Source organism: Pseudomonas sp. Z2-11 (assembly GCF_054161305.1).
On sequence record NZ_CP096395.1, the window covers coordinates 2,419,235 to 2,444,034 of the forward strand.

The 24,800-nt window shown below is 56.7% G+C and carries 21 protein-coding genes and 3 pseudogenes; 19 read left to right on the forward strand and 5 right to left on the reverse strand.

The features are described 5' to 3' along the window. The first annotated feature begins 172 nt into the window (after positions 1-172). Positions 173-1,480: an outer membrane protein transport protein gene (locus M1E16_RS10920; RefSeq protein ID WP_458129885.1), complete on the forward strand. Its 1,308-nt coding sequence runs from the start codon at positions 173-175 to the stop codon at positions 1,478-1,480. A gap of 177 nt (positions 1,481-1,657) precedes the next feature. Here the strand turns inward: M1E16_RS10920 and M1E16_RS10925 are convergent, their stop codons facing one another. Next, positions 1,658-2,386 carry a nitroreductase family protein gene (locus tag M1E16_RS10925; protein ID WP_458129886.1) on the reverse strand — a complete coding sequence of 243 codons (729 nt, stop codon included), beginning with the start codon at positions 2,384-2,386 and terminating at the stop codon, positions 1,658-1,660. 97 nt (positions 2,387-2,483) lie between these two features. Here M1E16_RS10925 and M1E16_RS10930 point away from each other — a divergent pair, with 97 nt between their 5' ends. Then, the gene (locus M1E16_RS10930; RefSeq protein ID WP_434577286.1) at positions 2,484-3,113 is read left to right on the forward strand and encodes a TetR/AcrR family transcriptional regulator; all 630 of its coding nucleotides are present in this window, start codon (positions 2,484-2,486) and stop codon (positions 3,111-3,113) included. Between the two features lie 690 nt (positions 3,114-3,803). After that, a complete protein-coding gene (locus M1E16_RS10935; RefSeq protein ID WP_458129887.1) occupies positions 3,804-4,304 on the forward strand; it encodes a hypothetical protein in 501 nt (166 codons plus the stop codon). Positions 4,305-4,307: 3 nt separating this feature from the next. Here M1E16_RS10935 and M1E16_RS10940 read toward each other — a convergent pair whose 3' ends face one another. After that, the gene (locus tag M1E16_RS10940) at positions 4,308-5,225 is read right to left on the reverse strand and encodes a polyprenyl synthetase family protein (protein WP_458129888.1); all 918 of its coding nucleotides are present in this window, start codon (positions 5,223-5,225) and stop codon (positions 4,308-4,310) included. 217 nt (positions 5,226-5,442) lie between these two features. Here M1E16_RS10940 and fni point away from each other — a divergent pair, with 217 nt between their 5' ends. From fni to M1E16_RS10965, 5 genes are read left to right on the forward strand one after another with little or no spacing between them, the layout of a single operon-like run. Beyond that, entirely contained in the window at positions 5,443-6,498 is a 1,056-nt protein-coding gene (gene fni, locus M1E16_RS10945; RefSeq protein WP_458129889.1) for a type 2 isopentenyl-diphosphate Delta-isomerase, read from the forward strand. Next, entirely contained in the window at positions 6,495-7,793 is a 1,299-nt protein-coding gene (locus M1E16_RS10950) for a glycosyltransferase (RefSeq protein ID WP_458130309.1), read from the forward strand. Before fni ends, M1E16_RS10950 begins: the two co-directional genes overlap by 4 nt. Then, positions 7,790-8,968 carry a lycopene beta-cyclase CrtY gene (gene crtY / locus M1E16_RS10955; RefSeq protein WP_458129890.1) on the forward strand — a complete coding sequence of 393 codons (1,179 nt, stop codon included), beginning with the start codon at positions 7,790-7,792 and terminating at the stop codon, positions 8,966-8,968. The genes M1E16_RS10950 and crtY overlap by 4 nt, the downstream gene beginning before the upstream one ends. Further along, positions 8,965-10,455, forward strand: coding sequence for a phytoene desaturase (locus M1E16_RS10960; RefSeq protein ID WP_458129891.1), 1,491 nt, complete (start codon positions 8,965-8,967; stop codon positions 10,453-10,455). Before crtY ends, M1E16_RS10960 begins: the two co-directional genes overlap by 4 nt. Continuing rightward, positions 10,452-11,453, forward strand: coding sequence for a phytoene/squalene synthase family protein (locus M1E16_RS10965; RefSeq protein WP_458129892.1), 1,002 nt, complete (start codon positions 10,452-10,454; stop codon positions 11,451-11,453). The genes M1E16_RS10960 and M1E16_RS10965 overlap by 4 nt, the downstream gene beginning before the upstream one ends. Here M1E16_RS10965 and M1E16_RS10970 read toward each other — a convergent pair. Continuing rightward, complete coding sequence (locus M1E16_RS10970) at positions 11,335-11,880, reverse strand: sterol desaturase family protein (RefSeq protein ID WP_434577271.1); 546 nt, start codon at positions 11,878-11,880, stop codon at positions 11,335-11,337. The two genes, M1E16_RS10965 and M1E16_RS10970, sit on opposite strands and share 119 nt — an antisense overlap. A gap of 265 nt (positions 11,881-12,145) precedes the next feature. On the opposite strand from M1E16_RS10970, the pseudogene M1E16_RS10975 reads away from it, so the two are divergent. Then, positions 12,146-12,304 (forward strand): annotated as a pseudogene (locus M1E16_RS10975) (transposase); the annotation flags it as partial. A 40-nt stretch (positions 12,305-12,344) separates the two neighbouring features. On the opposite strand, the gene M1E16_RS10980 reads toward M1E16_RS10975, so the two are convergent. Further along, positions 12,345-12,560: a hypothetical protein gene (locus tag M1E16_RS10980; RefSeq protein WP_434577269.1), complete on the reverse strand. Its 216-nt coding sequence runs from the start codon at positions 12,558-12,560 to the stop codon at positions 12,345-12,347. A gap of 736 nt (positions 12,561-13,296) precedes the next feature. Here M1E16_RS10980 and M1E16_RS10985 point away from each other — a divergent pair. From M1E16_RS10985 to M1E16_RS11000, 4 genes and pseudogenes are all read left to right on the forward strand, one after another. After that, a pseudogene (locus M1E16_RS10985) lies at positions 13,297-14,261 on the forward strand (IS3 family transposase); the annotation flags it as partial. A gap of 64 nt (positions 14,262-14,325) precedes the next feature. Further along, complete coding sequence (locus M1E16_RS10990) at positions 14,326-15,702, forward strand: IS30 family transposase (RefSeq protein WP_458129893.1); 1,377 nt, start codon at positions 14,326-14,328, stop codon at positions 15,700-15,702. A 4-nt stretch (positions 15,703-15,706) separates the two neighbouring features. Then, positions 15,707-16,003: pseudogene (locus M1E16_RS10995) on the forward strand (integrase core domain-containing protein); the annotation flags it as partial. A gap of 89 nt (positions 16,004-16,092) precedes the next feature. Then, positions 16,093-17,325, forward strand: coding sequence for an NADH:flavin oxidoreductase/NADH oxidase family protein (locus tag M1E16_RS11000; RefSeq protein WP_458129894.1), 1,233 nt, complete (start codon positions 16,093-16,095; stop codon positions 17,323-17,325). A 143-nt stretch (positions 17,326-17,468) separates the two neighbouring features. Here the strand turns inward: M1E16_RS11000 and M1E16_RS11005 are convergent, their stop codons facing one another. Further along, the gene (locus M1E16_RS11005) at positions 17,469-18,269 is read right to left on the reverse strand and encodes a GNAT family N-acetyltransferase (protein ID WP_434652310.1); all 801 of its coding nucleotides are present in this window, start codon (positions 18,267-18,269) and stop codon (positions 17,469-17,471) included. 250 nt (positions 18,270-18,519) lie between these two features. Between M1E16_RS11005 and M1E16_RS11010 the strand changes: the two genes are divergently transcribed. The 6 genes from M1E16_RS11010 to M1E16_RS11035 all read left to right on the forward strand — a co-directional run bounded on the left by M1E16_RS11010 (position 18,520) and on the right by M1E16_RS11035 (position 24,787). After that, on the forward strand, positions 18,520-19,407 hold the full coding sequence (locus M1E16_RS11010; protein ID WP_458129895.1) for a serine hydrolase domain-containing protein: 888 nt from the start codon (positions 18,520-18,522) through the stop codon (positions 19,405-19,407). A gap of 204 nt (positions 19,408-19,611) precedes the next feature. Further along, a complete protein-coding gene (locus M1E16_RS11015; RefSeq protein WP_434652269.1) occupies positions 19,612-20,022 on the forward strand; it encodes a hypothetical protein in 411 nt (136 codons plus the stop codon). A gap of 178 nt (positions 20,023-20,200) precedes the next feature. Then, positions 20,201-20,638 carry a GNAT family N-acetyltransferase gene (locus M1E16_RS11020; protein WP_434652267.1) on the forward strand — a complete coding sequence of 146 codons (438 nt, stop codon included), beginning with the start codon at positions 20,201-20,203 and terminating at the stop codon, positions 20,636-20,638. 157 nt (positions 20,639-20,795) lie between these two features. Then, on the forward strand, positions 20,796-21,311 hold the full coding sequence (locus tag M1E16_RS11025; protein WP_434605091.1) for a sigma-70 family RNA polymerase sigma factor: 516 nt from the start codon (positions 20,796-20,798) through the stop codon (positions 21,309-21,311). After that, complete coding sequence (locus tag M1E16_RS11030; RefSeq protein ID WP_458130310.1) at positions 21,298-22,278, forward strand: FecR domain-containing protein; 981 nt, start codon at positions 21,298-21,300, stop codon at positions 22,276-22,278. Before M1E16_RS11025 ends, M1E16_RS11030 begins: the two co-directional genes overlap by 14 nt. Before the next feature lie 118 nt (positions 22,279-22,396). Next, positions 22,397-24,787, forward strand: coding sequence for a TonB-dependent siderophore receptor (locus M1E16_RS11035; RefSeq protein ID WP_458129896.1), 2,391 nt, complete (start codon positions 22,397-22,399; stop codon positions 24,785-24,787). Positions 24,788-24,800: the final 13 nt, after the last annotated feature.

Below are 24,800 nucleotides of genomic sequence, written 5' to 3' on the forward strand. Positions count from 1 at the left end.
GTTCGCGATAAAGCAGTGCCTTTTTTAGTTATTGATCGAAAATAGCGAAGGTTTAACTAGATATTTGGCTGCCTTAAAAAAGGGCCGGCGGGTGTCTTTACGTCTGAAAAAATAAAAACTATGTGTGCGCTATTCCAAAAACAACAACTACAACAACAAGAGCAGTCCTAATATGAACTATAAAAAGGTCGAAAAACGCTTAGCTCTATCCAATAAAACGCTCACAACAAGCACGTTGATACTTACGGTCATCGGTTTTTCCAACGGCGTCTTGGCGAACGGCCTTGCCGTGAACGAACAAAGCGCAAGTGGCGCCGGGACAGCTTATGCGGGTCGTTCATCCTCGGCTCTGGATGCCAGCACGATTTATGGAAATCCAGCCGGGTTGACGAAGCTTAAACGTAGCGAAGTCAGCGGCGGGGTCGCCGTGTTCGATGTTAAGAACGACATAAGCGATGCCCAGGGTGGCGCCTCCGGAACAAATAAGGGCAACTTCGTACCCATGGCGCCGGTGCCGTTTGGCTATCTTTCTACGCCCATTAGTGAAGACCTTTCCGTTGGCCTTGGCCTATATGTTCCGTTTGGTCTGGTCAATGATTCTGAAAGCACTTTCCAGGGTCGGTATCAGGGATCCTACAGCGACGTCAAAGTCGTCACCTTACAGCCGACCATTGCTTATCGGATCAATCAATATGTTTCGATTGGTGGTGGCCCCACCATCAATCGCTTTGATGCCGAGCTCCAGAACGATTTGGCTACCGGCGCTTTCAACGCTGGCAAAGATACCACTATTAAAATCGACGGAACGGACACTGCGCTAGGTTATAACTTAGGATTATTGGTTGATCTAAACCCGGCAACGTCGTGGGGTATCACTTACCACTCCAAGGTCAACTACCACCTCAAGGGCCATACTACGGTCAGCGATTCACCTGGTTTCCTGGGCCTCAATGGTAAATACGACGCGAAGCTGGACATTACGCTTCCCGAATCCGTTGACACGTCCATAACCCACCATTTCAACGAGCGCTGGACTGGTTACCTAGGGGCGACCTGGACGCGTTGGAGTCGGATACAACAAATCGAAACTGAAACCAACGTCTCGGGAGCAGGCAATGCTGGCAGCTTGGAGAGCTTGAGCGAACCATTGAACTGGCGAGACACCTGGTCCGCAGCAGTTGGCGGTTCCTACCAGCTCACACCGCAATGGGTATTGCGTGCCGGATATGCCTATGACCCTTCGCCTTCACATAACGCAGACAGAAGCGTGCGGCTGCCCGTCGGTAACCGTAAGTCGGTCACTTTGGGGGCAGGCTACTCACCGAACCCTAACGTCACGATTGATGTCGCCTATGGGTATGTGTGGGAAAGCACCGCATCAGTCAATAAAGCCAACGCTTCTGGAGTGCAGCCCGAATATTCAGCCAAATTCGACAATAGTGCGAATGGCTTGGTCACTCAGATGACCTATCGCTTTTAACGGGCCAACACCGCAAGCGCGAGAGCTGTTCTAGTCGAGGCACTCTATTAATCCGTAGAAGCGGTCGGCGCGAGCTATAGCGGCCTAGGCTGTTCAGCTTCTCGCTCCTTTGTATGAGGTCAGGGTTTGCGCCAATCCATTGCGAGCATTGTTGCGTCTGATGACGACTTGCTCTTCTTAGTGCACAACCACGATATCTGCAGTAGCGCGGCGCCACTGCTCTTCAACCCGCGCATCGTCCGCGCGATAGCCCATTGCAATTACCAGAGGAACCACCGAACCCCGAGGGAGATTAAGCAATTTGGCAACTTGAGCGGCAGAAAAACCTTCCATCGGACAGGTATCTATTCCTTTTGCCGCGGCTCCGAGCATGAGCGTCTGAGCAGCAAAAATGGCGTTGCGCGCCGCCCATTGTCGACCACCGATATGACCCACAGGTACAAGGGATAAAGTGGGGCGAAACAATGCTGCGAGAAGCACAAGGGGCGTCCACAGAGATGACGCCCCAACACCGAGAATCTTCTTAAACATCCCTGTCTGTTTGCGATAGTAAGCCTTCGAGTCCTGTCCCAGCGCCGATGAGCGCTCAACATGCTCCAACTGCGCTTTGGCGGTGCGCATACCCAATGCAGGACTTGCCACAATCACGATGAAGTCTGCCGCCGACGCAGCCGCTTTCTGCCCATTGCAGGAAGCAGCTAATCTAGCTTTCAGGACAGGGTCCCGAATCCAATGCAGCTCATAGGGCTGCATGTTCCCACTTGAGGGGGCATACGCTGCTTCAGCGAGCAGAGCATAGATTTCTGGTTCCGGAATTAGCTTCGGTTTGAATTTACGAATCGCCCTGCGAAAGCGATTAGCCGCTTGAAAGGCGTCCCAAGGGGATACTCGGTCTTTTGCGTTCATGTTCTAAAGGTCTCGAGAAGGTGAAAACGTTGTGTTTTCATGTCTCAAATCGTAAGTTAAAGCTTACGTTTTAAAAACTCACGTTCTGGAGCTTTCCATGAGCAACAGGCAATCGGCTGTCAAACCCAGGAAAATCCCGGCTCAGGCGAGGTCCCGCGCGACCGTCGAGGCGATTATTCAAGCTGCTACTTACATTTTGACCAAGGTAGGCTGGGAAGGTCTGACGACGAACGCAATTGCAGAGCGCGCAGGCGTCAATATCGGTTCGCTGTACCAATTTTTTCCAAACAAGGAGGCGGTAATAGCTGAATTACAGCGCCGTCACGCTGCCGCGACCCGTACAGATTTACTAGATGTAATCAACTTGCTGCCGCAACAGCCATCCCTAAGAGATGCGCTTACCCTAATTGTGGAAATGATTGTTACCGAGCATCGAATCGCACCGGCCCTTCACAAAGCTATCCACGAGGAGTTGCCCCATACCGTACGGCACATGGCAGAGGATCAAGAAGGACTTCAAAGACAATTCTCCCAGGTGCTGAAGCCCTTTATGACGAACGTTCCCGATCCAGAGCTCTCAATCTATCTAATGGGAATTGCGGCCCATGCAATAATCCACACGGTGACGGCAGATAAGCCTGACTTGCTTGGCAATCCAACGTTTGTCGAGGAGGTGGTGACTTTGCTTGAAAATTACCTTTGTAGAACTCAGCTCGAAATTTTGTAGGTGGGGTGAAGCGACGCGATGGCCATTGAGGGCGGAAGGAGTTTAGGATTTGGCGCCGGAGTCTCCTATTCAGGAAAATTGGTGAGCAGCTTGAGAGGAGAGTGACTGGGCGGGCCAGGGAAAGAGGGGGCACCCACAGAAGCGCCCTGTTTGGCCCTTGATACCCTTCTAAAGTAGACCGGCGTGTTGCCTTTCTCGAATATTGGCTAACGGCTAGATGACATTGCTCTTACCTTGATGAGCCAGCCGTCCTTAGTCCGCTTCTATCTTTCTAAGATTGCCATGGCTGCCATCGAAAACGTCACAGTGAGTTCGGCGGCGGACGAAGAGCACTCGTTCCACAAGACTGAGAGAGTCATCGATCAGAAAGATCATGCTAGTCAAATGCAGAGCTCATCACTGCCGGGAGATGTGGGTATCTCTGCTGGTAAGACATAGCGTTGATTTCGAGTCTGATTACGGTGGGTGACGAGGCGGCGTATCTGGCGCGCGTTGAGCCGCACCATCTGGCATAGCGTGCGCCCCAGCGGCGGATCTTGAATCAATGGCGTAAGGCAGACACTCGGCGTCAGTGCGTTGCGAGCAGGTCAGGCAAGAAAAGCGTTAAGGCGGTGGAGCGTCATAGCCGGGCTGGCGTAGGATGGCGCCTGCGTTTCACTCCCTGACTTTCCCTGAATAAGGTTCGAAATCATGCGGCGTATGATCTTGCTGATCGGTGTACTACTAAGCTTTAACGTGGTGGCGCAGGATTCAGCTCAATCAAAAGTTCTGAATCAACCCAAGGATTCAAACCAACCGGTGGTGAAGTGGACCCTGCTGGATCAGAACGATAAGGCGTATACCTTGAACGACAGCGCTCAAGTGCTGTTGATAGCGCGCAGCATGTCGGCCGCAGAGTTGCTGGATGCGGCGATGGAAGGTCAACCGGAGGGCTACCTGGAAGCGCGCCACATTGTGTACGTAGCGGATATCGAGAAGATGCCTTCACTGATCAAGATAGTGGCAGTACCGGCCATGCGTTCGGCCAAATACAGAATCATGCTGGACCAGGACGGCAGGGTTGCCAGCCGCTATGGCGGCGACCGGGATACCGTTCAGTGGCTTGCTTTGAACAATGGCGCGGTCGTCAGTGAGCAGCGTTTTGCAGACGCCGAAAAATTGAAACAAGCAATTGCCGAGCGGGCCAAGTAAGCCCTACGGTCTTGCGCTACGTTGTCGCAGCGCTTTTTCGAAGATCATCCGCATATACCCGATGATCATTGGAGAAGGGCCGTAGACTTCCCGCAAATGGCTTTCGGCGTTGACGAGGTGAGCCTTAAGCTGTTCGCGGACTTTCTGCTCGCCGTAAAGCGCAACGAACGTCGACTTGCCCTCGTCCTTGCCTTGATCCTTGTCGCTGTCCGGGCAATGATCCCTGAGATCGTCATACATCTGGAACGCCTGACCTAGCTCCATGGCGAAGTTCTGCAGGATCGGGCGTGTGCTCGCTTTTGCATCACTGATCAGCCAGGCCATGTCCATGATCGCGCTAAACAATACCCCCGTCTTCAGGTTGTTGGTCAGCGCAATTTCCTCGGGGCCCCGGTTTTGCTGGCCTTCACGTAAATCCTTGAACTGGCCCTTGACCAGCCCCTGCATGCCTACGGTATTGGCCATGACCGCCACCAGTTGCATGCGGATCGCCGGGGTCAGATCGCTAATTCCGGCAACAACCCCGAATGCGCGGCTGAGCAGGGCAACGGCGGCAAGAATCGCCACGTCTTCGCCAAACTTCAAATGCACGGTCGGACGCCCACGGCGTAATCGCGCGTTATCCATGCACGGCATGTCGTCCAGCACCAGTGACGCTGCGTGGATCAATTCTACGGCGCAGCCCAGGTCCAGTGCCTGATCGCCGCCGTGTCCCAGGCCTTGCGCAGCGAGTATCAACAGAATCGGCCGCATGCGCTTGCCGGGCGCCAGCGTGGAGTCACGCATGGCAAGCGCGACCAGATCCCGCTCGTCGTTGCTGCTGGGCAGCAATTGGTCCAGACGCTGTTCAATAGCCGCGCGCACATCTTTCAGGAGTTCGGTAAACCCAAATTCGACGGTTGCGTCAGGCTCGATTGCCATCGGTCTTGACCTTTGCTTTAAGGGTGATCAATGAAGGGTGATCAGCTTGCTGGCTGGCCACGTGATGCGTCTTAAACTCTGAACGACTTTGAATAACCAGTGCCTCAGTTATAGTCATTATTGTACGTAACTTGTACTAGCATCCTAATTTTGTACAACCTGGCTCAACACAATGACCACGCGCGCCGCAAAATGATTCAACCGAATTGGAGCTTCCATGACTGAGCACCCCCTGAGTCGGAGAAAGGATGATCATCTTAATATCGTGCTGGATGGCCGTGGCGTGCGCCATAACCCACGACAGGGTGGCGGCAGCGGGCTGGATGCCTTTCAGTTCGAGCACTGTGCGTTGCCAGAGCTGGACCTGGACGGCATTGACCTCACCAGCGGGCTGGTTGGGATCCCCCTCAGAGCGCCCTTGCTGATCAGCTCCATGACCGGTGGGGCGCAGCGTTCTGCAGCGATCAACCACCATCTGGCCGAGGCCGCCCAAGAGCTTGGTATCGCCATGGGCGTAGGTTCGCAGCGCGTCGGGCTGCGCAGCGGCAACGATCAGGGCTTGACCCGTGAATTGCGGCGGCTGGCTCCCGATATCCCGTTGCTGGGCAATATCGGCGCGGCACAGCTCTTGGAAAGAGATGGCCAGGAACTGGCGCGCCGCGCCGTGGAGACCTTGCAGGCGAACGCTTTGATCATCCATCTGAACCCGTTGCAGGAAGCCGTTCAGGCCGAAGGTGATCGGGATTGGCGAGGTGTGCTGGATGCTATCGGATTGACCGTGCAAAGTGTCGGCGTGCCGGTGATCGTCAAGGAAGTCGGGGCGGGCATATCGGCGTCGGTGGCGGTGGCCCTGGCGGACGTCGGGGTCCGCGTGATCGACGTGGCAGGCGCCGGCGGCACCAGTTGGGCGGCGGTGGAAGCTGAGCGCGCCAGCAGCCCCGCCGATAAAGAGGTGGCGATGGCTTTTGCCGATTGGGGCATATCGACGTCCACCAGCCTGGTCAGCGTGCGTGAGGCGTTGCCCGGCATCACGCTGATTGCATCCGGCGGCATTCGTAATGGCGTGGATGTAGCCAAGGCGCTGTGTCTGGGGGCTGACCTGGTGGGGCAGGCGGCGGGAGTGCTGCGCAATGCAACGGTATCGACAGCGTCGGTCATCGAGCACTTCAACATCATCATAAAACAGCTGCGCATTGCCTGTTTTTGTACGGGCTCGGCAGATCTGGCGGCATTGCGTCAAGCCAGATTACACTCGTCGATTCATCGCTCATGAGCCATTTCGGCGTGGTGGCCCCGGCTTTCCATAGCCACTTCCAGGCCTTTCAGGCGCTGGCGGTAGAACTGTTGAATCGTGGGCATCAGGTCACGTTCTTCCAGCAGCCCGACGCGCGCCGTTGGCTGGGTGATCCGCGTATCGGTTTTCATGCGACGATTGCTGGCAGCCATCCGCCGGGCAGCCTGGACGCTTCGTTGCAGCGCGCGGCCAGCTCGAATAACCCGCTGACTTTGCGGCGGGTCATTGCCGATATGTGTGCAACCACAGACATGCTGTGTAAAGAATTACCCGCAGCGCTGGCTTACAGACAGGTCGATGCGCTGCTCTGCGATCAGATGGAAGCTGCCGGTGGGCTGGTCGCCGAGGCCTTGGGCCTGCCTTATGTCTCGGTGGCTTGCGCGTTGCCGGTCAACCGCGAGCCTGGCTTGCCGCTGCCGGTGATGCCGTTTGCCTACGGCAGCGACGAACGTAGCCTACGCATGTACGCCGGTAGCCAGCAGGTTTACGATTGGCTGATGCGACCCCTGGGAGACGTGTTGCGAGGTGCATGTCGACAGCTTGCCATCGAGCCTCGCGATGCGCTGCATGAATGCCTTTCACCGCTTGCCCACATCAGCCAGACCCTTGCAGGATTTGATTTTCCTCGTACGCAGCAGCCCGCGCATTTCCATGCCGTCGGACCGTTGCGCCTGCCTTTTTCGAGTGCCGGGCAACCTTCGCCAGGCGGCGAAGCTTTTGAGTGGCAGATTGATAAAAATCGACCCTTCGTCTTTGCCAGCCTGGGCACCTTGCAGGGCGGGCGCCTGGGTATGTTCCGGCGGATTGCAAAGGCCTGCCGCCGCTTGGACGCGCAGCTGTTGGTCGCCCATTGCGGCGGGCTCGATTCGGCCCAGGAACGCATGCTTCTCGAGGGTGGCGCGACCTGGGTCACTGCGTTCGCCCCCCAGCAAGCGGTGCTTGAACACGCCGATGTAGTCGTGACCCATGGAGGTCTCAACACCGTGATGGATGCCATTGCCACCACTACGCCGATGCTCGTCATGCCCATCGGTTTTGACCAGCCGGGGGTGGCGGCGCGTGTCAGCTACCGAGGCCTGGGCCTGAAGCTAAACCGCTGGGCGAGTGCCGCCACCATTGCTGATGGGCTGGCCCGGCTGTTTGTTCTTCCACGAGAGCCTTTGCAGCGGATGGCGGCTGAGTTGCAGCACGCCGGTGGCACCCGCAAAGCGGCTGACATCATCGAGGCGGCGGTGCGCAGCGGTCAACCTGTGCTGACGCAGGCGGTGGCATGATCTATGACCTGATCCTTGCCGGTGGTGGCCTGGCCAATGGGTTGATCGCGTGGCGACTCAAGCAGTTGCGCCCTGAGCTACAGGTGCTCTGCGTTGAAGAGCAAGCCCGGATCGGTGGTAACCATACCTGGTCCTTTCACGACTCGGACTTGACGCCAGAGCAGCATCAATGGATCAGGCCCTTGGTGGTGAAAACCTGGCCCGCCTACGATGTGCATTTCCCGGGGCGTTCGCGTCGGCTGAACAGCGGTTACGCCAGCATCACCTCGGAACGCTTTGCCCAAGTGATCGAACCCGCGCTCAGCGAAGGGGGGCGGGCAGGGTTGCGTGTGGCACAGCGGATTGAGCAGGTCACCCCGACCTCGCTGTTGCTGGAGGGCGGCGAGCAGTTGCAGGCCAAGGCCGTCATTGACGGGCGTGGCGTCCGGCACAGCGAACACCTGGTGCTGGGTCAACAGGCGTTTCTGGGCCAGGTGCTGCAGCTACAGGCCCCTCATGGGCTGGACGCGCCGATTATCATGGACGCCCGGTTGGCTCAAAGGCAGGGCTATCGTTTCGTCTACGTCTTGCCGTTTTCAGCCGACACGGTGCTGGTGGAGGACACCCACTATGTTGACCGCCAGAGCTTTTCTTCAGAGCAACTGCGCGAGCATATCCGTGATTATGTGCAAGATCGCGGATGGACGATTGCTCGCTGCCTGCGCGAAGAGCAAGGCGTGTTGCCGATCACCCTGGCAGGCGACTTTTCCGGCTTCTGGCGCGAGGCGGCCGGCCAGCCGCGTTCCGGTTTGCGAGCCGGTTTGTGCCATTGCACAACGGGTTATTCGTTGCCCCTGGCGGTTCAACTGGCGGACTGGTTCGCCCGCCAACAGAACCTGCAAGCGGACGCCTTATACCTTGGCATTCGCGCATTCGCCGAGCAGGCGTGGCGGCGCCAGGGGTTTTACCGTTTGCTTAATCGCATGCTGTTCCTGGCAGGCAAACCCCAGGACCGCTGGCGGGTGATGCAGCGTTTTTACGGGCTGCCCGAGGGGCTGATCAGGCGTTTCTATTCGAGCGACAGCACTTTGCAAGACAAGCTCCGGGTGCTGATCGGCAAGCCGCCTGTTCCCATCAATGAGGCCATGCATGCGGCACTTCGCTGCCTGCCTCGGCATTACAAGGATCGAGCATGACCCAGGGAAAAAGTGCGATTGTGATCGGCGCCGGCTTTGGTGGCCTGGCACTGGCAATCCGGCTGCAGGCGGCGGGTGTGCAAACCACCTTGCTGGAAAAACGCGACAAGCCCGGCGGCCGCGCCTATGTGTATCACGACGAGGGATTCACTTTCGATGCCGGGCCGACAGTGATTACCGACCCTACGGCCATCGAAGAATTGTTCGCAGCGGCAGGCAAAACCATGCGGGACTACGTCGAGATGCTGCCGGTCTCGCCGTTCTATCGTTTGTGCTGGGAGGACGGTACGCAGTTTGACTATGCCAACGATCAGGCCGAGCTGGACCGTCAGATCACCAGGCTCAACCCCAAGGATGTAGAGGGCTACCAGCGGTTTCTGGCGTACTCCAGGGCGGTCTTTCGCGAGGGTTATCTCAAGTTGGGCGCCGTGCCGTTCCTGTCGTTTCGGGACATGATCAAGGCCGGGCCGCAGCTGGCTCGGCTGCAGGCGTGGCGCAGCGTCTACTCGATGGTTTGTGAGTTTATCGAAGACGAAAAGCTGCGCCAGGCGTTTTCGTTTCACTCTCTGCTGGTGGGCGGCAATCCGTTTGCCACCTCATCGATCTACACCTTGATCCATGCGCTGGAACGCGAATGGGGCGTGTGGTTTCCCAAGGGTGGTACGGGGGCGCTGGTGCATGGGCTGGTCAGGCTTTTCGAAGACATCGGCGGGCGTGTGGAGCTCAATGCCGATGTCGTCAGCATCGAGGTGCAAGCGGGCAAAGCCAGCGGCGTGCGCTTGAAAAACGGTCGCCTGCTGAACGCGGACTGCTTCGCTTCCAATGCGGACGTGGTGCATACCTATGAGCAATTGCTGGGCGGCCATGCCCGTGGCATCAAGGAAAGCGCGCGCCTCAAAGGCAAGCGTTTCAGCAATTCCCTGTTCGTCATCCATTTCGGCCTCAAGCGGCCGCAACCCCAGCTTCAGCATCACACGGTCTGCTTCGGGCCGCGCTACCGGGCGTTGATTCACGAGATATTCAATGGCGTTGAGCTGGCTGAGGATTTCTCGCTCTACCTGCACGCTCCCTGCGTCACGGACCCGAGTCTGGCCCCGCCGGGTTGCTCCAGCCACTACGTACTCTCGCCGGTTCCGCATCTGGGTAACGCGCCCATCGACTGGGAGGTGGAAGGCCCACGCTACCGGGATCGGATTTTCGCGTATCTGGAGAAACACTACATGCCCGGCTTGCGGGACGATCTGGTGACCAGCCGGATTTTCAACCCGAATGATTTTCGCAGTGAGTTGAATGCGCATTTGGGGTCGGCGTTTTCACTTGAACCGGTCCTCTGGCAGAGTGCCTGGTTTCGGCCTCATAACCGCGACGCGAGCCTTGGCAACGTGTACCTGGTAGGCGCGGGCACTCATCCCGGTGCGGGCGTGCCCGGTGTCATCGGCTCGGCAAAGGCCACGGCAGGTTTGATGCTGGAGGATCTGCATTCATGAGTCGCGATGCAGATCAGCACCGGGTCCTGCTGGAGCACGCCGAACGCAGCATTGCCGTGGGCTCGAAGAGCTTTGCCGCCGCCTCGCGTTTGTTCGACCCCTCGACCCGGGCTAGCGCCGTGATGCTTTATGCGTGGTGTCGGCATTGCGATGACGTGATAGACGGCCAGGAGGCGGGGCATTCGGCGACCGTGTTGAGCCAGTTTGACATTGACCGGCGCCTTGCCGACCTTACCGCTCAGACTCGGGCGGTGTACGCCGGGTTGCCTGCGCAGCACCCAGCCTTCGCAGCGTTCAGAGAGGTGGTGGCCAAACATCGCATTCAGGAGCGCTATGCCCTGGAGCATCTGGCGGGTTTTGCGATGGATGTACATCAGCGCCGTTATCAGAGCGTCAACGATACCTTGGACTACTGCTATCACGTGGCTGGGGTCGTCGGGCTGATGATGGCCCAGGTCATGGGTGTTAGCGACCAGAGGACATTGGACCGAGCCTGCGATCTGGGCATGGCGTTTCAATTGACCAACATTGCCCGCGATATCGTCGAAGACGCTGCCGTCGGCCGGTGCTATCTGCCACGCGACTGGCTGGATGAGCTTTCGATCCCCGAAGCGTCACTCGCCGACGTTCAGTATCGGCCCGGCCTGGCCATTCTCGCGCAACGGCTGGTGCAGATGGCCGAGCCTTTTTACGCCAGTGCCGAGGCGGGATTAAGCGCACTGCCGTGGCGTTCTGCGTGGGCGGTGGCGACTGCGTCGGGTGTCTATCGGCAGATTGGCATCAAGGTCGTCAGGCAGGGCGAGCATGCCTGGGACACGCGGGTGTCGACCTCAAAGGTCGACAAATTGCGGCTGGTGCTCAGAGGCCTATACCGCGCCGTTACTGCTCGCGGGCGTCACTGGCCCGAGCGTTTGCCGAGCCTGTGGCAACGTCCGGATCATTCTTGTGAAGAGGCCCACCATGCAGATCGCGCAACTGAGCCCGAAGCGCAGCGGTAGTTGGGGCATAGAGGAAGCCGAATGAGACACAGCGGTCCTTGCCCGACACCGCATGGTGCATCAAGTGCGCTTGATACAGACGCTTGAGATAACCGGTGCGAGGGACGTATTTCAACGGCCAGCGTTTGTGGACTAGCCCATCATGGGCCAGAAAGTACAAGAAACCGTAAGCCGTCATCCCGGCCCCTATCCATTCCAGTGGGCGGATGCCCTGTGTACCAAGCGCGATCAGCACGATGGCGAACAGCGCGAACACGATCGCGTACAGGTCGTTTCTCTCGAACCAGCCGGTGCGGGGTTCATGATGGGATCGGTGCCAGCCCCAGCCCCAGCCGTGCATCACATATTTGTGCGCAAGAAATGCAAAACCCTCCATACCGATAAGGGTCGCGAAAAATACCAGTGCGTTTGTCATCAGGCGGTTCATCTGAGCAAAGACACAGCATCGGACTGCGCCGAGGCGGTGAAGGTTCTAACATCTGACAGCGCGATGCTGGCCCCTGTAAAGGGTAAATTTCAGCTTGATATCACGACCATTTTCCCACTGCATGGCAAAGCAGGCGGGTTCCTCACGCTTGCACTCAAGCCGGCAACAGGCTGTGTGTAGCGATCTAATGATTCCGGACATCCATTTAGGCGAGAATGCTCGCCAGCTAGAGGTGTCAGGTAACCAAACAACGTCGTTCCTTTCAGTGATTCAAACGCGAGCCGCAGGCATTGTGCTCGATCAAGGCGATAGCCATATCGAAGCCAGCCGCTCACTTGGTGTGGTCTAGCTGGCGTTGCGCCGCTGGGTTAACCAGCTTCAGCAGGAGCGCACCGGCGTTAATCCTAAGAGTAAAGCACTGACGCTTAGGCGCGTACGACCGCGGTAACGTCCTCGCGCAGTCTTCAATGAAACAGGCAGTTATCAAAAGCTACTCTGGCATCGCCTCTTATTTCGTCCGCTTCTGATTGGCTGATGATATTGCAATGCACGTAACCGCCTAGCATCGCCATCAATTGATCATAGCGAAATAGTGTGGCTCCATGACCCAATAATATGGCCTGAATTTCTGCTTCCGCGTACCGCATGACCTTGTGGTGGAGACGTTCGTCATTATTCATATCTGTCTCCTAATGTCCTTCCACAGTGGACTTACAAAATCATTCTTGCGGTGCTTACGGATGAACGGTAGTCCACCGCTACCACCCAACTGCGCGCGAGGCGCAACGTCCTTTGCGCGTGTTGGTTGTGGTGATGCCGTTAGGCCAATGAATAGGCATTATGCCGTAGAGCCGAAGCGATGAGAGCCCTGCACTGGCTGCGGTGCTGCATCAACGCCTCCTGGGCGAGCGCGATCTTCATTTCGCCCATGTGCGTCAGGCCAGTGCGCGGCCCGCGTCTGTGGGATCAATGGGAATTCCGAAGGCATGACGACGGTGACCAACAAGCCGACCGCAACCAGCAGGCATGAGACAACGCAAACTGGGCGGCGAAGAGCGCAGGGCGGTCTTCGGCATGGGCGGAACGACGCGGCAGCCGGCCACTCGGGGTCTGTGCCAACGAATAACTGTTCAGGCCGGGCGCTTCCAGTCCGGTTGGCTAGGGGTAGAAGGATTTGACGCTGAATCCCGCCTTCTTGGTCCTTGAAACACGCCGAAAACAAGTCCAAAATTAAGTCTTTTCCTGCTCCGGCAAGGAAAGAAACCCCTTAGATTTCAACGAGTCGGACACCAGATACGAGTCTCGTTTCCCGCTCCAAGATTCAGAAAAAGCCACTCAGATGAGTGGCTTTTTTTTGTGCCTGTGTCTCGTCCTGAATAAGGTTTACACCTTCTGACCTATCCTCAGGAGGAACCAATGGAATCAGGAAAAAGGCGCAGTCAGCGTGACTACACGCTGGGCTTTAAATTGGCGATCGTCGATCAAGTTGAAAAGGGCGAACTGAGTTATAAAGAGGCTCAACGGCGTTATGGGATTCAGGGTCGGTCGACTGTGTTGGTGTGGTTACGCAAGCATGGACGGCAGGACTGGAGTCAAGGCGCCTCCATTCGTGCCCAGAGGAACCGACCGATGGCCGAGCCAAATTTGCCGCTGACACCAGAGCAGCGAATCAAGGAGCTGGAAGAAAAGCTGGCCCTTGCCAACCAGAAAGCCCAATTTTTTGAAGCTGTCGTTGACGTGCTGAAAAACGATTACGGTGTTTCTGTCGTAAAAAAGCGATCCGGCAAGTCCTCACCCAAGGGCAAATCGAAGGCCTGAGCATTACCAGGGCTTGCCAGTTTCTAGGCATCTCTCGGCAGGCCTACTACAAGCGCAATCGAGCTTACGACGCACAAGCCAGACATACGCAAAGAGTGCTGGGATTTGTGTTGGAGACTCGTCTTGAAATGCCCCGGTTGGGCACTCGTAAGCTGCATGGCCTTATGCAAGCCGAACCTGAACTGACGCGAACGGTAGGTCGAGATCGGTTGTTCGATATCTTGCGAGACCATCGACAACTGGTCCTACGCAAACGCGCTTATCACAAGACTACCGATAGTCATCATCGCTTCCGTCGACATCCGAATCGGCTCAAACCCGGCCCTGACCAAGTCACTGCCACGGGTCCTGAACAGGTATGGGTAGCAGATATAACCTACTTGCCTACCGAACAAAGCGTCGTTTATGTGAGCCTGGTCACTGATGCGTTTTCGCGCAAAATAGTCGGCCATCATGTGCATGAAAGCCTGCATACCGAGTCAGTCATCCAGGCAATGACCAAAGCCCTTCGGCATCGGAGAAGCAATCAGCCGCTGGTACATCACTCTGATCGGGGCTCGCAAGGCGGATTCAACCGGTCGTCGCAACACCTTGATCGAGGTGTTTATGGGACGACCCGCAGGATGGATGCAAAAATTGACGGGCCGGGGAGCGATGCGTTCTCCAGGTGCACCCTCACTTCGTAATGAGATCGAGCGGCTATTTTGGGTGCAGATTGCAACAGGCATCACTAGCGAGAAGGCAGCACATTCCGTTGGCGTATCAACAGCGGTAGGTACACGCTGGTTCCGTCATCGAGGCGGGATGCCATTATTCATGTCGAACCACATATCAGGACGATACTTATCGTTTGCAGAGCGAGAAGAGATTGGACTGCTTCGAGCACAAAGTGTTGGCATTCGTGAGATTGCCCGTCGCCTTGGACGAAGCCCATCGACAATTTCACGGGAGCTAACACGAAATGCTGCTACCCGCTGCGGTCGGCTTGAATATCGAGCGTCAGTAGCGCAATGGAAGGCAGAACTGGTGGCCAAGAGGCCGAAACCAGCGAAACTGGTCACTAACCCGAGACTGCACCAGTACGTACGCGACCGCCTTGAGGGCAAGGTTCAAGATGCCGATGGTCGTGAGATTTCTGGGCCTCGGCAAGCGCCCTTCAAAGGCCGAAATAAACCGCATCGCAGTGACCGTAAATGGGTCAATGGCTGGTCGCCTGAACAGATTGCCAACCGGCTCCAGATCGATTTTCCGGGTGATGAATCCATGCGCATCTCTCATGAAGCCATATATCAGGCGCTCTACATTCAGGGGCGAGGAGCTCTCAAGCGCGAGCTGGTGAGCTGCCTGCGCTCAGGACGAGCATTGCGCGTGCCGAGAGCCAGAGCGCAGGCCAAAGCGTGGGCACACGTCAGCGAGGACGTCATGATTTCCAGTCGCCCTGCTGAGGTAGAAGATCGGGCTGTACCTGGGCATTGGGAGGGCGACCTGATCATCGGTCTGAACCGTTCTGCGATTGGAACTCTGGTCGAGCGCTCAACTCGATTTACCATGCTCGTCCATCTGCCTCGCGAAAAAGGTTATGGGCTAATTCCCCGCACGAAGAACGGCCCGGCGCTGGCTGGCTATGGGGCTGTTAGTATGGTCAACGCATTGAAGAAGACGGTGACTGATCTTCCCATCGAGCTGTGGCGATCTTTGACCTGGGATCGTGGAAAGGAACTATCGGATCACGCTCGATTTACCATCGAGTCCGGAGTAAAGGTTTTCTTTGCTGATCCACATAGTCCATGGCAGCGCGGCACGAACGAAAATACGAACGGCCTTCTACGGCAATACTTCCCGAAAGGCACTGACCTCTCTCGTTGGAGTGCCCAAGAAATACAGGCGGTAGCTCACGTACTTAACACTAGACCTCGAAAAGCACTCGGCTGGAAAACACCTGCCGAAGCACTGAATGAATATCTAAAATCCGTACAACAATCCAGTGTTGCGACGACCGGTTGAATCCGCCCAATACTGCTCTGATCTCTACCAGAGGCTGCATGCCAAGCACGGCATCAAATGCTCGATGACTGATGGCTATGACTGCTACCAGAACGCCCTAGCGGAACGGGTGAATGGGATTCTGAAAACGGAGTTTCTTTTACACCGTCCCAAAGACCTTGCCCAAGCCAAGCGCATGGTCGAGGAGTCGATAGAAATTTATAACCGTAAGCGACCTCATTTGTCTCTGAAATACAAAACGCCCGATGCGGTGCATCGGGCGCTTCGAGATGAAACAGGTGTAAACCTATTTCAGGACTAGACACCCGTCAAAAGCACGCAAAAAAAAGCGATTGACCTTAAAGTCGACTTCAATCTTAAGGTGCCTCATACCCAGCTGAGGACCGCTCCATGAATGTGTTCGACACCCTGATGCTCCCCAACGGTTCGACCATCAAGAACCGAATCGCCAAAGCCGCCATGGAAGAAAACATGGCGGACGCCGACCAGGCGCCCTCCGATGAACTGATGCGTCTTTACCAGGCGTGGGCCGACGGCGGTGCCGGCCTGCTCATCACCGGCAACGTGATGGTCGACGGCCGCGCCATGACCGGACCGGGTGGCGTGGTGTTGCAGGATGATCAGCCGCTGAACAAGTTCAAGCACTGGGCGCGTATTGGCCGATCCGGCGGGGCGCAGTTCTGGTTGCAGATCAACCACCCAGGTCGACAGATGCAAGCCAACCTCGGGCAAAAAACCTGGGCGCCGTCAGCTGTGCCGTTGGCACTGGGCAACATGTCCAAGCGTTTCGCCACGCCTCACGCCATGCCCCCTGGTTTGATTGAAGAGGTTATCCAGCGCTTCGCGAACACTGCACGCCTTGGCGAACAAGCCGGATTCACTGGCGTGGAAATCCACGCCGCCCATGGTTATTTGTTGAGTCAGTTCCTTTCGCCGCTGACCAATCAAAGGACGGACGAGTGGGGCGGCTCTCTGGAAAACCGGGCGCGGTTGTTGCTCGAAGTCGTCAAGGCGGTCAGGGCTGTGGTTTCGGCGGGATTTGCAGTAGCAGTCAAACTCAATTCCGCCGATTTCCAGCGCGGAGGGTTCACAGCCGATGACGCCAAAAGAGTGGTCGGGCTGCTCAACGACCTGGGGGTGGACCTGGTGGAATTATCTGGCGGCAGTTACGAAGCCCCCGCCATGCAGGGTGAGGCGCGTGATGGGCGTACCTTGGCCCGTGAGGCTTATTTTCTCGAGTTTGCCCGTGAGATCCAGACCGTCGCCAAAATGCCGGTGATGGTTACCGGTGGCATACGTCGACGTCCGGTTGCCGAAAGCGTCGTGCAAAGCGGTGTGGCCATGGTGGGCATCGGTACGGCGTTGGCCATCGATCCTCATCTGCCGCGTGACTGGCTGCAGGGCAAAGACAACGCCCCGCAATTGCCGCCGGTCACTTGGAAAAACAAGACCCTTGCGGCCTTGGCGAACATGGCGGTGGTGAAGTTTCAATTGCACAAACTGAGTCGGGCCAAACAGCCCGATCCGAGCGTGTCACCGTTGCGTGCGCTGATCCTGCAGCAGCTCGCCCTGGCATTTCGCACGCGTCAGTATCGGCGTTGGGTGGAGAAACGTTCGATGTGAGTTGATGTTTATTTAAAGCTTGATGAGCAAAGGTGGGAGGCCACTTTTGCTGGTGAATTGCAATGGGACGATTCTGGCCGGAAGCGTTTAGTCATGAAAGCTCCTATCGGCCCGAAGCGGACGGTCACTCTCAGCCGTATATCTCAGCTGTCTGTCAGGCGGTACAGTGCCTGGGCATGGGATGCCGTTAACCCGGCACGCTCGAGATTTCGGCGGCTCTGGGAGCTGGCCAGCGCGGTCGCAGCGATCCAATGATAGCCATGCTTCTTTGCTTGCTCTATTCGTTGAGAAATCAGCGCTCGGTGGTAGCCGTGGCCCCGGGCATCCTTTCGTGTTGCCGCCGTTCCGAGGTAGGCAACGCCATTGCTGGCCAGATACATCGAAGCCCCTGCTACCACTATCCCTTCCGCTTTCAATACGTAGATTTTCAGACGTCCGTCAGGCACCGGCCCTACAAAGGAAGCCTGATTCAGAAGCCGATGCTCCGGCTTGGTATGAAAGCTACCCGCATGCACTTCTGCGAATAGATCCAGAGTCTTCGACGTGACCTCTTCAATTTCGAATGAGTGACGACTCAAAACCACCTTTTCAATGGCACAAGCTAATTGCAAATGAGTCCAGCCCCTCAAACGCTCAAGCCGTGCTTCGCCCACAACAACGTATTGCTCCAACGCCGAAGATTTCCCAATAAGAGGAATTACAGTCGATCGCTCCGCTGACTCATTGAGCAGATTTAACACTGCCAAGGGATTGCTGGTGATGTCACCATAAATGCGGTTGAACATTGGGCTTGGCGATGCGTTCACCTGAAAACACGGAAAGTCCGCGTTGAAAAAAACACGCGCGCCATAAGGATTTCCGCTTATTTCTGCCAGGTTCTCAACGCGCGAACGTAGATACTCGCTTTCTGCGGCCTCAATCTTGTGAGCAAGCTCAACATCCATGTTCGTCATCCTTTTCTAAAAACTCCAAGAGAGGTGAAGCACGTCGAACAATACGCTTGCGTCCAGGTACGTACCAGTGCCTGGCTCAGTTTCACTGCTGCTTTGGGTCGATTACTGCCCTTCGTGACAGGCTGCAATCGGCCAAGAGCAGTCGTTCAGGACAGTGCAACGGCTGATCTTTGCCTCCGCGAAAGGAATGACTGAGGTATCTTGTCAAGCTGCCGATCCGCTTGAGACTCCAAGGAAGCCAATGCTCAGTTCACTCGTTTCAAATGGTCAGGTACAAGCGGCTGATCGCTCAGAACTGATGGCCCCCTGGTGGAGTTTCACGAAAACAGTCTTGGCTGCTACGGCCCTATCGTTGGTGCGTGACGGGCTGGTCGGATTGGACCACCCTGTTCTTGGTCAGCCTTTTACGCTACGCCAGTTACTACGGCATGAGGCCGGTCTGCCTGATTACGGAGAACTTGCGGAGTATCACTCCGCCGTTAAAAATAGTGAGCCAGCCTGGCCGGCCGATGAAATGATGCAACGCCTTGACGGTGCTCGACTCCGATATAGTCCCGGAAACGGTTGGCGTTACTCGAATGTCGGCTACCTGCTTGTCGGCAGGCTAATTGAACGGCTGACTGATCTGAAGCTTGATGAAGCGGTAATTCAACGGACACTTTCTCCTCTGGGCTTATTGGGCGTTCGCTTTGCAAAAACGCGAGCAGACTTCCAAACGACCCACCTTGGAAGTTCCTCAAATTATGATCCTGCCTGGGTTTACCACGGCTTGTTGATCGGCCACATTTCGCACGCAGCGTTATTTCTGGATCGACTCTTTTGTGCAGACCTGCTCCCCACGGACTTGCTTCAGGAAATGCAAAAAGCACGAACATTGGGCGGCCCGATTCCCGGTCGCCCTTGGATCACGCCGGGCTATGGCCTTGGCGTGATGCAAGGGTCGATTGATGGCGGGTATTCGCTATGCGGGCACACCGGGTGCGGACCGAGCAGTGTCATTGCTGTCTACCGTCTCTGCGACGGCGACGCATCGGCTTGTTGTGCTGCTTTTGACGTGGGGTCCAGTGAAGGCTTCGTCGAAGCCATCGTCGTCGAGCAGCTCATGCAAGTTCTGCGTCAGAAGAGCTGACTGCATTAAACGCCTTTTGGCGTCGGTCAAAGGATTTGCCGAATGACCGCCTTGGGTCGAAAGACGTCTTTCGGTAAAGACATCGGGACGTCGCTACGCCCCGCGCGGACCGGGTAGCAGAGTGGCGATGGGAGTCGCCTGATTCGTTGCGCGTTTGTTAGGTCATCGTCACTCTGGAAGCGACGATTTTTTGAGCAAATTGAAGTGGACATTGAGCGTCTGTTAAAAAAGCGGCAACTGAACGTGCAAGAGCAAAATGCTCTTGTGGCCCACAGACTCATGGTAACCGCCAAAGCTTGGTTGGCCAGAGGGATTCCCCTCGCCTTAAAAAACTATAGCGAGTCGAAAGGCATTAGATGGTCAGAAACCGTCGTATTAGATCTTGAGGTCGACTTTCCCGGTATGCCCAGCCTTTATGGTCTTTTGCTCACTCACGCAGAGCGGTTCATAGAGTTTGAAATTGATACCGATAACACTCACAGGTACGTGGAATCGGTAAGTCAATGGGAGGATGTTTCTGCTAATCAGGACTACGCGCCCCGCAAGCGCGGCACTGGAAAGGGCTTCGCAGCAATTGCTCTTCAGGTCAGGCGCGAACTCCTATGCGGCTTGTAGGTGTGGATCACAGAACCTGAGATTCGATTGTTGATCGGAAGCTGCTTTTGCGCCGATTTCTTCCGGCAACTGGTGTCCTCTTTGGGTCGGTAGCTGCCGCTTGCGTGCGCACAGTCCGCACATCAAGATCCCTAGCAACTCAGAAGCTTCGTACCCAATTAGGGAGGACTGACCGCCAATGGAGATTCAACGGGTTACGCACATGCCGTCACAAATTTATGCCCTTGAGAAAGAGGCTGTGGCAGAAGGTTTCAGGTTTATCACTCGGCTGACTTCGGAATGGTATTCAGGCACCAATTGCTTCGATGCGCCAGGCGAATGCCTAATGGCAGCGTATCTAGACCGGCAACTGGTGGGCGTTGGAGGTCTGTCTGTTGATCCGTTCACGCATACCCGCATAGGAAGGCTGCGGCGTGTTTATGTAACTCCTGCGTCACGGGGGCAACAGATTGGCAGGCGACTGGTTAGCGCCTTGCTTGCCCACGCCGCTTTGCACTTTCAAGGAGTGCGTCTTTACACCGAAACTTCTGAGGGAAGCACTTTTTACCTGCGCTGCGGCTTCACACGAACTCAAGACGCCCATGCGACTCACATCGTGCAGCAAAGAAGCCTCTGACTCTGGCAGCTTTCGGCCAAATGCAGCCACTCAGGTTCCGATGTTTTTCCAGCGCAACGTGCCCAAAAAACGGACACCGATCGCCACGTATTTGCCTAAGGCCTAGCCCCTGAGTAGAATGCGATTAATTATCAATCATGTACTTGCCGGGATTCCGATGCGCAGCGATGAAACGCTAGGTAACGCAGATCTAGGGCTGCTCTATCGAACCCACCACTCGTGGTTACACGGCTGGCTTGTCCGACGCATTGGATGTCGCGATAACGCAGCAGATTTGGCGCAGGACACCTTCGTACGTCTGCTCAAATCCCGCCAGTCCAGCCCCTTGCGCGAACCACGCGCCTATTTGAGCAGTATCGCCCGCGGACTGATGATCGATCAGTATCGTCGTCGTGAACTCGAACGTGCCTACCTGGAAAGCGTCACGTTGCTGCCTCAGCACGAGGTCCCCTCGGAAGAAAGCCGGCTGTTGATTCTTGATGCGCTCGAGCGCATAGACCGCATGCTCGGTATGCTGAAACCCAGAGTTCGCCAGGCATTTTTATTTGCCCGACTCGACGGTCTGACCTGCGCGCAAATAGCCGAAAAGCTGGGTGTTTCCCGTGCGACGGTGGAACGCGACCTGGCCACGGCCCTGCAGCACTGCTATCGCTTGCGTTATGTCGAGGCATGAGCCGCAGGCGCTCGATCCGGCCATTGTCGAGCAGGCGATCCAATGGCTGGTGCGCCTTCGCTTCAATCAAGCCGATGAACAAACACAGCGCACTTTCGAGCACTGGCTGCAGCAGTGCCCGGAGCATGTGTTGGCGTGGCAGCGTGTGGAAACGCTTGGGGATGAATTTTCAGGCGTGCCAGCTCAATTGGCCCGACAAACCCTTGAGGGTACCCATCATGGAATGCGGCGGCGGGAAAGCCTGAAGCTGCTGGGCCTATTGGCTACTGTTAGCACCGCAGCCTGGCTCGGCCGGGACTATACGCCCGTACCTGCCATGCTTGCGCAGCAGCGCAGCAGTACCGGCGAGCAACGACGCTTCCAACTCGATGATGGCAGCCTGATCCAGCTCAATAGCGATAGCGCCGTCGACAGCGATTTCGACGCCCAGCGACGCCTGATAATCCTGCGACGTGGTGAAATCATCGTGAATGTCGGCGCGGATCGACACTCGCCTCAAGCGCGACCGTTCTGGGTGCAGTCACGTGACGGGATCATGCGCGCTCAGAGTTCCCGCTTCCTGGCACGCGAGCTGGATGATGGCACTCTGGTCTCGGCTCAGGAAGGATCAGTCACGGTTTTCCTCGGCTCCAGTCAAACTCCTGCGAGCCGCAGCGTCCAGGCAGGAAGCCAGCTGCTGTTCTCATCAAGTGGCACCCGAATGTTCAGGGACAACGGCCTGGATCTATGGAGCTGGGGGGACGGGGTGATCAGTGCGCGCAATATGCGCCTCAATGATTTCATCGTGGAGTTGTCGCGTTATCGCCCCGGGGTGCTGCGCTGCGCCGAAGAGGTCGCTGATCTTCGCGTTTCCGGCACCTTCCAGCTCGCCGACAACGATCAGGTCCTGGCATTGGTCGCGCAGTCACTGCACTTGAACATTGATTATCGAACCCGTTATTGGGTCACCGTTACCGCTGCCACCTGAGCCCCCAAAAAAATTGTGCTAGCTGAAAAATAATGAGGTAGCTTCTCATTCTCGTTCGACCTCTAAGGAAGGCCGGAATACAGGCCAGTCTGCCGATGTCCTTTCTTGGAGCGAGAAAATGAGTTCGTCCCCTGTTTCACAGCGCCATCCATTAAATCGTGCCTTGCACGCTGCGATTTTGGGTTTGATCGTAAGCAGCTATGCATTGCCATCGCTGGCGCAAACATCGAGCGCTGACCACAGCAACCCAGTCAAGCAGTGGAACATCGCTGCCGGCCCACTGGCGCCGGCGCTTGACCGCTTTGCGCGCGAGGCTGGCATCAGTCTTTCCTTCGACGCGTCGAGTGTCGCGAACCGCACCACTGCTGGCGTGAATGGCACGCTCGATACGTCGGCAGCGCTGTCATCGTTGCTGCAGGGGAGCGAATTGCAAATCGAACAGCAGGGCCCGAATGCCTATCTACTGCTCCCTCAACCAAAGCCCGCCGGCCCGCTGGAGCTCGACGCAACGGACGTCGAGGAATACCGCCTTGCACCCCTTATCATCAATGCCAAGGTCAGGGTCAGTGCCGACGACGACGCCAACTCGGTAGTTGCCAAGGAGCTCTGGGTTGGCGGCAAGGTGGCAACCAGCATTCTCAATACACCGGCATCGGTGTCGGTTGTTACCAACAAGGAAATGGAGCAACGCAGCGTCAGCACCACGGAAGAGGCGCTGCAATACACGCCGGGCGTGATCAGTGATTTCTATGGTACGGATGACCGCAACGACTATTTCCAGATCCGGGGCTTCCAGGCCACCACTTACCGTGACGGCTTGACCCTGAGTTCGATGCGCGGCGTACGCGAAGATCCGTTCGCTTATGAACGCATAGAGATTCTGCGTGGCGCCAACTCCACGCTGTTTGGCCCAGCGGACCCGGGCGGTTCGGTGAATTTCGTGACCAAACAGCCGCGCTTCGAGCAGTTTGGCCAAGGCTACGTGACCTACGGTTCGTTTGACCATGTGGAGACAGGCATCGATGTGGGGGATGCGCTGAACGACGAGAAAACCGTGGCTGGCCGCTTTACTGCCAAAGGCCAGAACAGCGACCGCGAATACGACCACTCACAGGACGACAACCGGTTGGTGATGGGTGGCCTCACCTGGGCACCCACGGATTACACGTCAGCCACCGTGATTCTGGACTATCTGAAAACTGAAAGTTCGCCCAACAGTGGCGGCTATCCGCTGGACAAAGAGTACGACCGCAGCAAGTTTTATGGTGAGCCCAGCTACAACTTTCACGATGTCGAGCGCACCAGCCTCAGCGGTAACGTCACCCATGACTTCGACAACGGCTTCGTACTGCGCAGCAATCTGCGTTACAGCAAATTGACCGATGATTTCGGCTACGTTTACCTCAGCGACAGCGCCGGACGTGTCGGTACCACCGTTGACCGGTATTTGTTTGGAACGGACACTGAGGCCGACCAGTTCAACGGCAATCTGATGCTGCAATACGATGCCCGCTTCGAGAACATCGACAGCAGCAGCCTGGTGGGCGTGGAGTACCTCGATTCGACCACCAAGGAAAGCTCGGTCTACGCCCTGACGACCCCGATTGACATTAAAAATCCTGTGTTTACTGGCGTCCCAGGCTCAATCACGCCGTATGCCGTCAACAAGCGAGACGCGACCACCAAGGCTGTTTTCCTTCAGCAGAACCTGTCGTTCTACGAGCGTTTCATCGTCACTGCGGGTATGCGCAACGACTCGATGGACCTCACCAGCAAAGGCTTGCAAGCCACTGAGAAGGACAACTTCTCCGAAACCTCCTACCGAGGTGCGTTGACTTATATCGTCAACGACGAGGTGTCCACCTATGTGAGCATGGTGGAATCCGTCTCGCCGCCTCAGGTTGGCGTAACACCGCAGACGGGCAGGCAGTACGAAGTGGGCGTGAAGTATGCGCCGATGGGGATGGACGCACTGTTCTCCGCAGCCGTTTATGACTTGACCCAGGAAAACGTCACCATCGCCGTGGTGCTGCCGAGCGGCATCATCGAGCAACAGACGGTGGGCGAATCGCGGGCGCGTGGCCTCGACCTGGAGGCCAAGGCGCAGGTGACGCAGAACATCAGCCTGATAGGCGGCTATTCCTATATGGAGTCCGAGGTACTGCGCGGTTCGTTGTACGACGGCAGCTCCCTGAAGGGTAATGAGTTCTCCACGGCGCCCAAGCATTCCGCTTCGCTCTGGAGTTATTACGACGTGCCCGGTACTGATGTCAGCGTTGGCTTGGGTGCGCGCTACGTCGGCTCTTATTACTTCGATGCAGCCAACTCCGGCAAAAGCGATGGCACCACGCTGTTCGACGCCGCCTTCAACTACGAGATCGCCAAGGGCACCGACCTTGCGGTGAACGTCAGCAACCTGCTGGATGAGCAGCACGTGGTCGGTTCCGGCACAGCGAACTTCTACAACCCGGGTCGCGAGATTACCGCCAAAGTGAGTTACAACTGGTAAGCAGGCGTGTAAG

Excerpts from the sequence above, each read along its gene's own strand:
- M1E16_RS10920 (WP_458129885.1), top strand. The coding sequence starts at position 173 with ATGAACTATAAAAAGGTCGAAAAACGCTTAGCTCTATCCAATAAAACG.
- M1E16_RS10925 (WP_458129886.1), bottom strand. The coding sequence starts at position 2,386 with ATGAACGCAAAAGACCGAGTATCCCCTTGGGACGCCTTTCAAGCGGCT.
- M1E16_RS10930 (WP_434577286.1), top strand. The coding sequence starts at position 2,484 with ATGAGCAACAGGCAATCGGCTGTCAAACCCAGGAAAATCCCGGCTCAG.
- M1E16_RS10935 (WP_458129887.1), top strand. The coding sequence starts at position 3,804 with ATGCGGCGTATGATCTTGCTGATCGGTGTACTACTAAGCTTTAACGTG.
- M1E16_RS10940 (WP_458129888.1), bottom strand. The coding sequence starts at position 5,225 with ATGGCAATCGAGCCTGACGCAACCGTCGAATTTGGGTTTACCGAACTC.
- fni (WP_458129889.1), top strand. The coding sequence starts at position 5,443 with ATGACTGAGCACCCCCTGAGTCGGAGAAAGGATGATCATCTTAATATC.
- M1E16_RS10950 (WP_458130309.1), top strand. The coding sequence starts at position 6,495 with ATGAGCCATTTCGGCGTGGTGGCCCCGGCTTTCCATAGCCACTTCCAG.
- crtY (WP_458129890.1), top strand. The coding sequence starts at position 7,790 with ATGATCTATGACCTGATCCTTGCCGGTGGTGGCCTGGCCAATGGGTTG.
- M1E16_RS10960 (WP_458129891.1), top strand. The coding sequence starts at position 8,965 with ATGACCCAGGGAAAAAGTGCGATTGTGATCGGCGCCGGCTTTGGTGGC.
- M1E16_RS10965 (WP_458129892.1), top strand. The coding sequence starts at position 10,452 with ATGAGTCGCGATGCAGATCAGCACCGGGTCCTGCTGGAGCACGCCGAA.
- M1E16_RS10970 (WP_434577271.1), bottom strand. The coding sequence starts at position 11,880 with ATGAACCGCCTGATGACAAACGCACTGGTATTTTTCGCGACCCTTATC.
- M1E16_RS10980 (WP_434577269.1), bottom strand. The coding sequence starts at position 12,560 with ATGAATAATGACGAACGTCTCCACCACAAGGTCATGCGGTACGCGGAA.
- M1E16_RS10990 (WP_458129893.1), top strand. The coding sequence starts at position 14,326 with ATGCAAAAATTGACGGGCCGGGGAGCGATGCGTTCTCCAGGTGCACCC.
- M1E16_RS11000 (WP_458129894.1), top strand. The coding sequence starts at position 16,093 with ATGAATGTGTTCGACACCCTGATGCTCCCCAACGGTTCGACCATCAAG.
- M1E16_RS11005 (WP_434652310.1), bottom strand. The coding sequence starts at position 18,269 with ATGGATGTTGAGCTTGCTCACAAGATTGAGGCCGCAGAAAGCGAGTAT.
- M1E16_RS11010 (WP_458129895.1), top strand. The coding sequence starts at position 18,520 with ATGCTCAGTTCACTCGTTTCAAATGGTCAGGTACAAGCGGCTGATCGC.
- M1E16_RS11020 (WP_434652267.1), top strand. The coding sequence starts at position 20,201 with ATGGAGATTCAACGGGTTACGCACATGCCGTCACAAATTTATGCCCTT.
- M1E16_RS11025 (WP_434605091.1), top strand. The coding sequence starts at position 20,796 with ATGCGCAGCGATGAAACGCTAGGTAACGCAGATCTAGGGCTGCTCTAT.
- M1E16_RS11030 (WP_458130310.1), top strand. The coding sequence starts at position 21,298 with ATGTCGAGGCATGAGCCGCAGGCGCTCGATCCGGCCATTGTCGAGCAG.
- M1E16_RS11035 (WP_458129896.1), top strand. The coding sequence starts at position 22,397 with ATGAGTTCGTCCCCTGTTTCACAGCGCCATCCATTAAATCGTGCCTTG.